8 protein-coding genes are annotated in these 12,313 nt (G+C 75.3%); 5 read left to right on the forward strand and 3 right to left on the reverse strand.

The genetic code is table 11. The features are described from left to right. Positions 1–24 precede the first annotated feature (24 nt). The 3 genes from FN207_RS20335 to FN207_RS20345 all read left to right on the forward strand — a co-directional run bounded on the left by FN207_RS20335 (position 25) and on the right by FN207_RS20345 (position 2,996). Complete coding sequence (locus FN207_RS20335) at positions 25–993, forward strand: sugar phosphate isomerase/epimerase family protein (protein ID WP_142460279.1); 969 nt, start codon at positions 25–27, stop codon at positions 991–993. Positions 994–1,111: 118 nt separating this feature from the next. Then, positions 1,112–1,963 (forward strand): patatin-like phospholipase family protein, encoded by an 852-nt coding sequence (locus tag FN207_RS20340; protein ID WP_142460280.1) that lies wholly within the window; start codon positions 1,112–1,114, stop codon positions 1,961–1,963. Continuing rightward, on the forward strand, positions 1,956–2,996 hold the full coding sequence (locus tag FN207_RS20345; RefSeq protein ID WP_246066220.1) for a lysophospholipid acyltransferase family protein: 1,041 nt from the start codon (positions 1,956–1,958) through the stop codon (positions 2,994–2,996). The genes FN207_RS20340 and FN207_RS20345 overlap by 8 nt, the downstream gene beginning before the upstream one ends. Before the next feature lie 2,189 nt (positions 2,997–5,185). On the opposite strand, the gene FN207_RS20350 is transcribed toward FN207_RS20345, so the two are convergent. The 3 genes from FN207_RS20350 to FN207_RS20360 form a co-directional block, all read right to left on the reverse strand. After that, the gene (locus tag FN207_RS20350) at positions 5,186–6,160 is read right to left on the reverse strand and encodes a zinc-binding dehydrogenase (RefSeq protein WP_142460281.1); all 975 of its coding nucleotides are present in this window, start codon (positions 6,158–6,160) and stop codon (positions 5,186–5,188) included. 73 nt (positions 6,161–6,233) lie between these two features. Further along, the gene (locus FN207_RS20355) at positions 6,234–8,363 is read right to left on the reverse strand and encodes an MMPL family transporter (protein ID WP_142460282.1); all 2,130 of its coding nucleotides are present in this window, start codon (positions 8,361–8,363) and stop codon (positions 6,234–6,236) included. Positions 8,364–8,645: 282 nt separating this feature from the next. After that, on the reverse strand, positions 8,646–10,187 hold the full coding sequence (locus FN207_RS20360; RefSeq protein WP_142460283.1) for an MDR family MFS transporter: 1,542 nt from the start codon (positions 10,185–10,187) through the stop codon (positions 8,646–8,648). 98 nt (positions 10,188–10,285) lie between these two features. Between FN207_RS20360 and FN207_RS20365 the strand changes: the two genes are divergently transcribed. Beyond that, positions 10,286–10,714, forward strand: coding sequence for an ester cyclase (locus tag FN207_RS20365; protein WP_142460284.1), 429 nt, complete (start codon positions 10,286–10,288; stop codon positions 10,712–10,714). Positions 10,715–10,762: 48 nt separating this feature from the next. Continuing rightward, positions 10,763–12,304, forward strand: coding sequence for an acyl-CoA synthetase (locus FN207_RS20370; protein ID WP_142460285.1), 1,542 nt, complete (start codon positions 10,763–10,765; stop codon positions 12,302–12,304). Positions 12,305–12,313: the final 9 nt, after the last annotated feature.

The raw sequence follows: 12,313 nt of genomic DNA on the forward strand, positions 1-12,313 counted from the left end.
GTCCACCACCCGAGGGGGAAGTCCGTGAGAGAAGCGAGAAGCCCGCGCTCCGTCCTGCGCGCCGTGCTCGTCGCCGCCGTGTCGGCGGTGCTGTTCGTGGGGCTCGTCGGCACGGCGAGCGCCGCGCCACCGAGCAGTGCCCAGGGAGGCTCCGACTGCGTCGGCCGCACCATCCCGACGAGCAAGATCTCGATCCAGCTGTACACCTTCGCCGAGGTCATCGGCGGCGGCGTCGGAGAGCAGGAGCGCCACGAGGAGGTCCTGCGCCGTCTCGCGGAGATGGGCTACCGCAACGTCGAGCCGTTCACGCTGAGCGGCTGGAGCGCTGAGGAGTACCGCGCCCTCCTGGACGAGTACGGCCTCAAGGCGTCCGCCCGCCACGTCGACGTCGGCTCGCAGTACAGCCCCGCGGACATCGAGCAGATCCTCGAGGAGAACCGGATCCTCGGCATCAAGTACTTCGGCTCCGGCAGCACCGCGGGTGCTCCGTGGGTCGGGGAGCTGACGACCGAGGCCGACTGGATCGCGTACGCGCAGTACCTGGACGCCGTCGGCGAGCAGGCACGCAAGGCCGGTCAGACGCTGATGGTCCACAACCACGACTTCGAGTTCACGACCGTCTTCGGCGAGCGCACCGCCTTCGACATCCTGATGCAGTACACCCAGGCGAAGAACGTCGTCTTCCAGCTCGACCTGTACTGGGCGACTCGCGCGGACCTGGAGGGGTCGCCCAACGCCGACCCGATCGAGCTCATCGAGCAGTACCGCAACCGGATCCAGCTGTTCCACGTCAAGGACCTCAACACGGAGCTCGGCAACCGGATCGAGATCGTCGGCCGTGGAGACATCGACTTCCGGAGCATCTTCGCGGCGGCCGGTGGCGGCATCCGGTACTACGTCGTCGAGCACGACCCGCGCTTCGGCGACCCGACCTTCGACCCGTTCGAGGCGGCGGAGGTGGGCCTCGCCTACCTGACCTGCAAGCGCGACTGAACCACGGCGCCACGCGCTCCTCGGGGGGCGGTCCCGGACACCCGGGGCCGCCCCCTCGCGCGCGGTGCGGGTCCCCGTCCGACCTGCCCGTCCCCGGAGGGGATGCCACGATGCGGCCATGACGGGGACGGGCGGCACGGCGTTCGTCCTGGGCGGCGGGGGAGTGCTCGGCGCGGCCGAGGTCGGGATGCTCCAGGCGCTGGCCGAGGCCGGGATACGCCCCGACCTCGTCGTCGGCACGTCGGTCGGTGCGATCAACGGTGCGCTCGTCGCCGCCGACCCGACGCCGGGCGCGGTGGACCGGCTGCGCGGCGTGTGGGAGGAGCTGGCCTCGCGGCGGGTGTTCGCCGGCTCCGTGATCGGCCGGGTCGGCACGCTGGTGCGCACCCGCACCCACCTGCACCCGCGCGAGCCGCTGCGGGAGCTGCTCGAGGACGCGCTGCCGGTGGGCACCTTCGCCGAGCTGGCCGTGCCGTTCCAGTGCGTGGCGGCCAGCATCGAGCGCGCCGCCGAGCACTGGTTCGCCGACGGCCCGCTGCTCGACGCGGTGCTCGCCTCCTGCGCCGTCCCCGGGCTGCTGCCCGCGGTGGAGGTCGACGGCGAGCACTACCTGGACGGAGGTCTCGTGCACAGCATCCCGGTGGGCCGCGCGGTCGCGCTCGGCGCCGACACCGTCTACGTGCTGCACGTCGGGCGGATCGACCGCCCGCTGCGGCCGCCGACCCGGCCGTGGGAGGTGGCCACGGTCGCCTTCGAGATCGCCCGCCGGCACCGGTTCGCCGCCGACCTGGCCACGCTGCCCGAGGGGGTCACGGTGCACGTGCTGCCCGCGGGGGACCCGGCTCCGCCCGGCGCGGCCAACCTGCGCTACCGCGACTTCTCCGGGGTGTCCGCGCGCATCGACCGCGCGCACGTCGCGGCCCGCGACCACCTGGCGCGCATCGGCGTCTCCCGGGACGGGGGTGCCTGAGGTGCTGCCGTCCCGCCGCGTCCGCCGGGTCACCGGCCCGCTCCTCATCGGCGCGCTGGTCGTCGCCGTCGCGCTGCTCCCCGTCCTCGTCGTCGTCTCGCTGGTCGCCTCGCTCTTCCTGCCCGGGCGCCTGCGCGCGCTGCGGCTGCTGGCCTTCGGCCTCGTCTACCTGGCGCTGGAGGTGGCCGGGCTCGCCGCGGCGGCGGTGCTGTGGGTGGCCAGCGGCTTCGGCCGCCGGCTGCGGTCCCCGGCGTTCCGGTCGGCGCACTACACGGTGCTGCGCCTGCTGCTCGACGTCGTCATGCGCGCGGCGCAGCGGCTGTTCGCCCTGCGGCTGGTCACCGACGGGGAGTCCTGGTCACCCCTCGACGACGGCGTCCCCGGCTCGACCAACGCCATGGTGGTGCTGTCCCGGCACGCTGGGCCCGGCGACTCGTTCCTGCTCGTGAACACGCTGATGAACCGCGACCACCTGCGCCAGCCGCGGATCGTGCTCAAGGACCTGCTGCAGATGGACCCGCTGATCGACGTCTACCTCAACCGGCTGCCCAACACCTTCGTCGCCTCCGGTCCGGGCAGCGGCCAGCGCTCCGAGGAGGCCATCGCCGACCTGGCGCGCGACCTCGGCGAGGAGGACGCGCTGCTGATCTTCCCGGAGGGCGCCAACTCCACCCCGCAGCGCCGGGTCCGCGCCATCCAGCGGCTGCGCGAGCGGGGCCTGACGGCGGCGGTGCGCCGCGCCGAGGCGATGCGGCACCTGCTGCCGCCGCGGCCGGGCGGGGTCGTCGCGGCGCTGCGCGCGGCACCGCACGCCGACGTCGTCCTGGTCGCGCACACCGGGCTGGAGCACCTGAGCACCGTCCGCGACGTCTGGCGGGGCCTGCCCACCGACAAGACCCTGCACCTGCGCTGGTGGTTCGTCCCGGCCGCGGAGGTGCCGCGCGAGGAGGCCGAGCTGACCGACTGGCTCTACCGCTGGTGGGAGACGATCGACGACTGGATCACCACGACGTCGGCGCGCGAGGCGGCCTGAGACGTCGGCGGGCTGAGGCCGCTTCGTCCGGGAGCTCGACGCCCGCGGTCCGGACCGTCCTCCACCATCGCTCCCCCCTGCTCCGGTCTACGGAGTTGAGTCCTGCTCCTCGAGCGGGGCGTCCGCCGGCGCAGGCTCCGTACCACCTCCGGTCGTCTCGGACGACGCGTCCCCGGAGGCGGGCTCGGACGCCGGCTGATCTGGCGCTGTCTCCGGTTCTGGCGTTGTCTCCGGATCCGGCTGGGGTGCCGGCTGCTCGTCCGGTGCCGGCGGGGGTGCGGTCTCTGGTTCAGGCGCCGGCTCTGGCTCGGGCGCCGGCTCTGGCTCGGGCGGCGCTTCTGCCTCGGGCGGTGGCTGCTCGTCCGGTGTCGGCAGCGGCTCGGCAGCCGCCTCCGGCGCCGTTTCCGGCGCCGGGTCCGGCTCGGCCGACACCTCTGCCTCACTCCCGGGTGGCGCAGTCGGCTCGGGTGCCGCCTCGGACGGGAGCTGTGGCTCCGTCGGTGGCTGCTCGTCCGGTGCCGGCAGCGGCTCGGCAGCCGACTCCGGCGCCGTCTCGGGCGCTGGCTCCGGCTCGGCCGACACCTCCGCCTCGCTCGCGGGCGGCGGAGCCGGCGAGGCCTCCGGCTCCGGTGCGGCCTCGGACGGGGACTCCGACGTGGGTGACGACTGCTCGGCGGGCGCCGGCCCGGGGGACTCCTCGGGCTGGGGCGTGGGCTCCGGCTCGGCCGTCGCCTGAGGCGCAGGCGACGTTCCGGTCCCGGGTCCCGGCGCCGGGAGTGCCTCGGGCGGCTGGGTCGACCCGGGTGGCACGTCGCCGTCCGGTGCCGGTGCCGGTGCCGGTGCCGGTTCCGGGCTGAGGGGTGTCCCGGTCTCGGGTGCCGAGTCCGAGGACGTCTCCGGCTCCGAGGACGTCTCCGGCTGCGGTGCCGCCTCTGCCTCGGGCGACGGCTCGGGGATCGACGGTGCTCCGGTGTCCGCTGCCGAGGGCGGGACGGGCACCGCCGACGGCTCCGGTGTCTCGTCGAGGGCAGCGGTGGACCCGGTGGCCGCGTCGGTCTCGACGGAGTCGGTCGCGGCACCGCCGTCGGCGTCGACCCCGTCGACTCCGGCCGTGGTGCCCGGGTCGGTGTCCACGTCGGTCGGGCCGGGCACCGGTTCGGTCTCGACGTCGGGAGCAGCCTCGTCCTGGACCTCCGCATCGGCATCGGGCGCGGGCGCCGGCTCGGGGTCGGGAACCGGTGGGGGTGCGGAGTCGGTGCTCGGGGTGGGCTGGGGAGTGGGCACGGGCTCGGTGGTGGGCACGGGCTCGGTGGTGGGCGCGGGCCCGGGGGCGGGCGGCGCCTCCGTCGCGTCCGGTGACGTCGGCGCCACCTCGACGTCGGCGTCGGGCGCGGGGGTGTGCGGAGCCCTCGGCGTCCCCGCGTCCGCGTCCGTCGCCGTGGGGCCCGCTCCACCCGACTCCAGTGGGGCGGGCGCGCTCGGGGCGGGAGGCGCGGTGTCCAGCAGTTCGGAGAAGGCGCGGACGACCCCTCCGCCCGGGGGAGCTCCCTGGAGGGCCTGGGCCAGCGAGGCGGCCCCCGTCCAGACCAGCAGGACCGCGGTGCCCGCCGCCGTCCGTGCCGCGCGGCCGGGGAGCCGCCGGGCCCACGTCGGCGCACCGGGGGACCGCCTCGCGGCAGGCCGACGTCCCGCCTCCCGACGCCGGCTCCCGGTGCGGCGCGCGACGAGCGCCGTGAGCCCTCCGGCCGTGAGCAGCAGGCCGCCCCCGAGGAGGAGCCAGACGGTCCCCGGGCCGGCGGTGCGCGGAGAGGCGCCCGCGACGCCGACCGTGCTCGCCACGGCCTGGGCGCCGGCGGCCACCACCACGGAGAACAGGAGCGCCGCGGCGGCGGTCGCGAGCGCCTCGCCCCGGGGGGACAGACGGCGCGACGCCCGCCTCGACGCTCCCGGACGGTGGCTGACGACGGGCCGGCGCGGGACGCTCCGGCGGAGGGCGTCGTCCGTCCTGACACCGCGAGCGCCGCCTCGGGCGGAGCCCCGTCGCCGTGCACGCATGGAGCCTCCCGGTGGTGGCGTCGGTGCGTGGTCGTCCGTCGGTCCCCGTGGCGGGCCAGCATGGTGGCGCGCCACGGGCGGGCGCAACAACCGCCGGCCTCCGGTCCGGTGCGGGTCCCGCGGGACCCGCACCGTCACGTCATGTCGACGGCGATCTTGAGCTGACCGGGTCGCGGGGCGATCGCCGCACCGAAGGCGGCCTCGACGTCGGCGACGGGGTGGACGTGCGTGACGTAGGAGTCCCGCAGCTCCGGGTGCTCGGCCAGGTAGGTGCCGGCGTCGGTGAGGACCCGCCGCCGCTCCAGGGCCACCCCCGAGCGCAGCGTCAGGTTCTTGCGCAGGAACGTCATCATGTCGAACGGGTAGACCGGGTCGTCCGGGACGCCGAAGTAGAAGACCTGCCCGCCGTGGGCGACGGCGTCCAGCGCCGGCTGCAGCGTCGAGATCTGGTGGCCCACCGCCTCCACCACCACCGACGGCCGGTCGGCGTCGGACAGCCCGGCCGCCCATCGCTCGGCGCGGGCGGTGACGGCCTCGTCGACGCCGAAGACGGAGGCGACGTCGGTGCGGTCCACCGGGTCCACGCCGGTGACCCGGGCCGCCCCGCGGGCCTTGAGCACGGAGCTGAACAGCAGGCCGATGGGGCCCTGGCCGATCACCGCGGCGCTCTGCCCCGACACGTCGCCGAGCTGCTCGACGGCGTAGAGCACGCAGGCCAGGGGCTGCAGCATCACCGCGGTGGTGGCCGGCAGGGACGTGTCGTAGGGGGCCAGGCCCTCGCCGTCGGTGACCACGAGCTCGGCGAGGGCGTCGAACATCGACGCCCAGCCGACGACGAGGTCACCGGGGGTGTGCCCGGGGTGCTCGCTGGCGACGACCTTCCCGACCACCTCGTGCATCGGGAAGCCGGGCGCCCGGGTGGCCCCCCACCCGTCCTCGGCGGCCGGGTGCGGCCACACGCCGCCGCGGAAGTTGGGCAGGTCGCTGCCGCAGATGGCGCCGGCGCGGGGAGCGAGCAGCACGTGCCCGGGCGGCAGCGCGGCGGGGTCCGGCGCGGCCACCTCGACCTGCTCGAAGCGGAAGGGACCGCGCAGCGTCTGTGCCCACATGTGTCCTCCGTGCTGCCCCGCGTGCCGACGGGAGCGATCCGACCACACGCGGGGGAGCACGGCGACCCGCTGGTCAGGTGCGGACCGGCGTCTCCGGCTCCGCCGCGGCCGGCGTCGTACCGCCCGGGGGCGCCTCCGCCTCGTCGAGGCGCTGCGCCAGCCGGCCGGGCCACCACATCCACCGCCCGACGTCGAGGGTGAGGGCGGTGACCAGCACCGAGCGCACGATGATGGTGTCGAGCAGCACGCCGAGGGCCACGGCGATGCCCAGCTGCGTGAGGAACGTCAGCGGCAGCGTGCCGAGGACGGCGAACGTCGCCGCGAGCACCAGCCCGGCCGAGGTGATCACCCCGCCGGTGGCGGCCAGCGAGACCAGGGCGGCCCGCCGGGTGCCGTGGTCGACGGCCTCCTCCCGCGTCCGGGTCATCAGGAAGATGTTGTAGTCGATGCCCAGCGCCACGAGGAACACGAAGACGAACAGCGGGAACGAGCTGTCGGTCGCGGTGACGTCCAGGGCCCAGTCGAAGACCAGGGCGCTCAGGCCCAGCGCGGCGCCGAAGGACAGCACCACCGTGGCGATCAGGACCAGCGGTGCCACCAGCGCCCGCAGCAGGACGGCCAGCACGGCGAACACGACCAGCATGATCAGCGGGATGACCACGCGGTTGTCCCGCTGCGAGGCGTTCTGCACGTCGAGGTTGAGCGCGGTGTTGCCGCCGACCAGCGCCTGCCCGTCGCCGGCGTCGTCGAGCTCGGTGCGCAGCTCCCCGATCGTGGCGTAGGCGGCGGCGCTGTCGAACGGGTCGGCCAGCGCGGCCTCGACGAGCGCGGCGTCCCCGACCACCTGCGGCTCCCCGACCACGGCGATGCCGTCGTTCGCGGCCACGACCTCGGCGACCTCGTCGGCGGACTCGGCCGTCGTCACCACGCTCACGGCGTTGCCCGCCACGGCCGGGAAGTGCCGGGCCGCCGCGGCGTCGCCCTCGACGGACTCGGGGGACCCGCGGAAGCTCTCCGCCTGGGTCAGCCCGGTGGGGTCCAGGCGGAACACGGCGGTGCAGGCGAGCAGCAGCAGGAGGCTGGTGACCACCCAGGTGGTGCGGGGGCGAGGCTTGATCCAGCTGCCCACCCGCGCCCACAGCCCGGTCGCGCTGGGCTCGGCGCTGCCGAAGCTCGGCCGCACCGGCCAGAACACCCAGCGCCCGCAGATGACCAGCAGCGCCGGCAGCAGCGTCATGAGCACCACGAGGGTGACGGCGACGCCGATCGCGGCGACCGGGCCCAGGCCCGCGGTCGAGTTCATCTCCGCGGCGACCAGGCACAGCATGCCGAGGACGACGGTGCCGCCACTGGCCAGCACCGCGGGGCCGGCCCGGTGCACGGCCTCGGTCATGGCCTCGTGCCGGTCGGTGTGCAGCCGCAGCTCCTCCCGGTAGCGGGCGACCAGCAGCAGGGCGTAGTCGGTGCCGGCGCCGACCACCAGGACGGTGAGGATGCTCGCGCTCTGGGCGTTGACCGTGAGGTCGGCGTAGCGGGCCAGCAGGTAGACGACGGCCTGGGAGCAGAACAGCGCGATGACCGCCGAGAAGATCGGCAGGATCCACAGCACCGGGCTGCGGTAGGTCAGCAGCAGGATGAAGATGACGACGCCCAGCGCCGCGAACAGCAGCGTGCCGTCGATCCCCGCGAAGGCCTCCGAGGAGTCCGCGGCGCTGCCCGCGGGACCGGTGACGTAGGCGGTCAGCCCGTCCGGTCCGTCCGAGGCCTCGGCGCGCATGTCGTCGACGAGCGGGGCGATCGCCTCCCAGCCGTCCGGGCCCACGTTGAGCGGGACGATCAGCTGCACGGCCTGCCCGTCCTCGGACGGGATCGGGCCGACCACCGGACCGTCGAGCGCGTCGAGCTGCCCGAACGCCCGGACGTCCTCCTGGATCGCCGCGGTGTCCTCCGCGGTCAGCCCGTCGGTCCGCTCGTAGACGACGACCGCGGGGATCACGTCGGGGTCCGAGCCGAGCTCGGTCTGCAGCTCGAGGGCCCTCGTCGACTCCGCCCCGGACGGCAGCCACGCCGCGATGTCGTTCTCCTGCTGGTCGGTCAGCCCGCCGGCCAGCGGTGCCGAGACGCCGGCCAGCACCAGCCAGACGACGAGGATGACCCACTTCAGGCGGCGGGAGCTGACGCGGCGCGCGAACGACCTGGCCATGGGGGCCCTCTCCGACGGTGCCGGGCCCCGCACCCCGGACGGCGACGATGCGGCCCGGACGCTAGCGAGGGCCGCGGGCGCCCGTCACCCGCCATTTCGCCGCTCTGCCGCTCGGATCCGGCCTCCCGGGCGCGCGCCTCGCCCCCGTGACCGGTCGTGCGCCCGCTGTGATCACGAACCGGGACCTCCGACCCAGTGAGGGCCTCCGGCGCACCGAGACCTGCGAACCCGTGGCCGTCGCGCGCTGATGGCCACGGGTTCGCAGGTCTCGGTGCGAGAGCGCTACGGGGCGGCCGCCGCGGCCGCGTCGGGCGCCGGGTCGTCGTCGAAGCGCAGCGGCTCGGCGCGCCGGGGCATGGCGACCACGGCGACGGCGATGACGAGGGCGGTGACCGCGGTGGCGAGGAAGACGCCGTGCGAGGCCGCGTGCAGGCTCTCCCGCGCGTACTCGGCCACCGCGCCGCCCTGGGACAGCGCGGCGGTGGTGCTGTCGACGTCGGTCGGGAGCTCGCCGGCGAGGCCGGGCGGGGGCGAGGCGAACCGGGCGGCCAGCGTGGTGTTGGCGATGGCCCCGAAGACCGCCGCGCCGACCGCCGAGCCGATCGAGCGGGAGAACATGTTGGTGCCGGTGACGACGCCGCGCCGGTCCCACCCGACGACCGACTGCACGGCGACGATGAGCGGCGAGGCCGACAGCCCCAGCCCGAACCCGGTCACGAACATGGCCAGGCCGACCTGCCACAGGTGCGACTGCGACCCGAGCAGCGCCGTGGCCGACGTCCCCGCGACGGCGAGGACCACGCCGATCAGCGCGGTGTTGCGGAACCCGATGCGCAGGTAGACCCGCCCGGACAGGCTCGCCGCGATCGGCCACCCGAGGGTCAGCGCGGCCAGCGCGAAGCCGGCCTCGAGGGCGCTGGCGCCGAGCACGCCCTGCGCCCACGTGGGCAGGTAGGAGCTCAGGCCGATGAGCAGCGCGCCGAGGCCGAGGGCGGCGAGGTTGCCGGTGACGAGGATGCGGCGGCGGAACACCCAGGTCGGCAGGACCGGCTCGGCCGCCCGGCGTTCCACGAACGCGAACGCCACGAGCAGCGCCACCGCAGTCCCCAGGACGGCGACCGAGGTGCCCGACGCCCACGCCCAGGCGTTGCCGCCCTCCAGCAGCCCGAGGATCAGCAGCGCGCACCCGGCCGACAGCAGCACGGCGCCGGCGACGTCGAGCCGCTGCGGCCGGCGCTCCACCCGCTCGGTGAACCGGCGGTACAGCACCACCAGCGCCACGGCGCCGAGGGGCAGGTTGACCAGGAAGATCCACCGCCAGGACAGGTAGTCGCTGAAGACGCCGCCCAGCGTCGGGCCGAGCACCGCGGACACGCCCCACACCGAGGCCAGGTAGCCCTGGACCCGCGCCCGCTCCTCGACGGTGTAGATGTCGCCGATGACGGTCATGCCGATCGGCTGCACCGCGCCGGCGCCGATGCCCTGCAGCGCGCGGCCCACGATCAGCGCCGGCATCGACCAGGCCAGCCCGCAGAACAGCGAGGCGGCGACGAACACCGCGATGCCGAACAGCAGCACCGGCTTGCGCCCGTAGACGTCGGAGAGCTTGCCGTAGACGGGGACGGTCACCGCCTGCGTGAGCAGGTAGACGCTGAACAGCCACGGGAACTGGCTGAACCCGCCGAGGTCGTCGACGACCGCCGGGACGGCCGTGGCGATGATCGTGCTGTCGAGCGCGATGAGCGCGGTGCTGAGCATCACCGCGCCGAGCACGGGTCCGCGCTCGGAGCGCAGCCCGACCGACGCGCGGGGAGGGGAGGTCACGCCGGAGCACGAACGCGGACCGGCGGGGCCCGCATTCCCGGCGCCCGGCGTGTCCTCCGGCCCTGGTGGGCGGGGGAGCCGGCGCCGAGCATGGCGCGATGGCCTTCGACGTCGACCGGCTGCTGCGGTTGTGGACCGAGCCGCTGCTCGCCGGACCGGCCGCGGAGGAGGCGTTCCGCGCCGTCTACACCGACCCGGTCACGGTCAACGGCGCGGCGCTGACCGCCGCCGACCTCGTCGCCCGCGCCCGGGCGCTGCAGGCCGCCTTCGCCGACGCGCAGCGGGAGGTCGTCTCCGTGGTGGAGGACGGCGACCGGGTCGCGGTGGCGTTCCGCATGGGCGGCCGGCAGGTCGGGCCGCTGGGCACCTCCGCGGGGCCGCTGCCGCCCACGGGCCGGCACGTGGAGCTGCGCGTCATCGACGTCCTGACGCTCACCGACGGCCGGATCAGCGAGATCTGGATGGTCGCCGACGAGCTGGGTGCGCTCGCCGCGGTCGGCGCCGTCGCGCTGGTGCCGGCCTCCTGACGCCCTAGTGTGACCCGGGGCACAGCCGGTGCCCGGGAGGAGGCGGCCGTGTACCCGGGGACCCACGCCCGGACGACGCCGGGGAAGGCGGCCGTCGTCGTCGCCGAGACCGGGGACGTCGTCACCTACGCGGAGCTCGACGAGCGCTCCACCCGGCTGGCGCGGGTGCTGCGGGAGGCCGGCCTGCGCCCCGGCGACCACCTCGCCTTCCTCTCGGACAATCGCCCCGAGGTGTTCGAGGTCTACTGGGCCGCGCTGCGCTCGGGGCTCTACGTCACCGGCGTCAACGCGCACCTGAGCGCCGACGAGGCCGCCTACGTCGTCGCCGACTGCGGCGCCCGCGTGCTCGTCGCCTCCGCCGCGCTGGCCGACCTGGCCGCCGCGGTGGCCGCCCGGGTCCCGGCGCTGGAGCTGCGGCTGGCCTTCGGTGGCGACGTCCCCGGCTTCGAGCCGTACGCCGACGCGCTGGCGGCGACGTCGGCCGAGCCGCTGGGCGACCAGCCGTGCGGCGCGGACATGCTCTACAGCTCGGGCACCACCGGCCGGCCCAAGGGCGTGCAGCCCGCGTTGCCGCAGCGGCAGGTCGACGAGCCCGGCGACACCGTGGCCGGCGTCTTCGGCCCGCTCTACGGCTTCGGCCCGGACACCGTCTACTACTCGCCGGCGCCGGTCTACCACGCGGCGCCGCTGCGCTTCGGCGGCATGGTGCACCGCTTCGGCGGCACGCTGGTGCTGGCGTCCCGCTTCGACGCCGAGGCCGCGCTGGCCCACCTCGGGCGGTACCGGGTCACGCACGCGCAGTTCGTGCCGACGATGTTCGTCCGCATGCTCAAGCTGCCGCCGGAGGTGCGCGCGGCCGCCGACGTCTCCTCGCTGCGGGTGGCGGTGCACGCCGCGGCGCCGTGCCCGGTCGAGGTCAAGCGGCAGATGATGGCGTGGTGGGGGCCGGTGCTCCACGAGTACTACTCGTCCACCGAGGCCAACGGGGTCACGCTCATCGGCCCCGAGGAGTGGCTGCAGCGGCCCGGGTCGGTCGGGCGGGCCGGCCTCGGCGTCATCCACGTCTGCGCCGACGACGGCGAGGACCTGCCCGCCGGCGAGGTCGGCACCGTCTGGTTCGAGCGCGACGAGATGCCCTTCGCCTACCACGGCGACCCGGAGAAGACGGCCGGGGCGCAGCACCCGCGGCACCCGACCTGGTCCACGGTGGGCGACGTCGGCTACGTCGACGACGAGGGCTACCTGTACCTCACCGACCGCAAGGCGTTCATGGTCATCTCCGGCGGCACGAACATCTACCCGCAGGAGGTCGAGGACGTCCTGACCCTGCACCCGGCGGTGTACGACGTCGCGGTCATCGGCGTCCCCGACCCGGACATGGGCGAGGTGGTGAAGGCCGTCGTCCAGCTGCCCGACGGCGTCGAGGGCGGTCCGGAGCTCGAGCGGGAGCTCATCGGCTTCGTGCGCTCCCGCATCGCCCACTACAAGGCGCCGCGCAGCGTGGACTTCGTCGACGAGCTGCCGCGCACGCCCACCGGCAAGCTGCAGAAGCACAGACTGCGGGCCCGCTACACCGCGGGGACCGGCTGAGGAAGGCGA

Source organism: Geodermatophilus aquaeductus (genome assembly GCF_900182545.1).
Lineage (GTDB): Bacteria > Actinomycetota > Actinomycetes > Mycobacteriales > Geodermatophilaceae > Geodermatophilus > Geodermatophilus aquaeductus.

Excerpts from the sequence above, each read along its gene's own strand:
- FN207_RS20340 (WP_142460280.1), top strand. The coding sequence starts at position 1,112 with ATGACGGGGACGGGCGGCACGGCGTTCGTCCTGGGCGGCGGGGGAGTG.
- FN207_RS20350 (WP_142460281.1), bottom strand. The coding sequence starts at position 6,160 with ATGTGGGCACAGACGCTGCGCGGTCCCTTCCGCTTCGAGCAGGTCGAG.
- FN207_RS20355 (WP_142460282.1), bottom strand. The coding sequence starts at position 8,363 with ATGGCCAGGTCGTTCGCGCGCCGCGTCAGCTCCCGCCGCCTGAAGTGG.
- FN207_RS20365 (WP_142460284.1), top strand. The coding sequence starts at position 10,286 with ATGGCCTTCGACGTCGACCGGCTGCTGCGGTTGTGGACCGAGCCGCTG.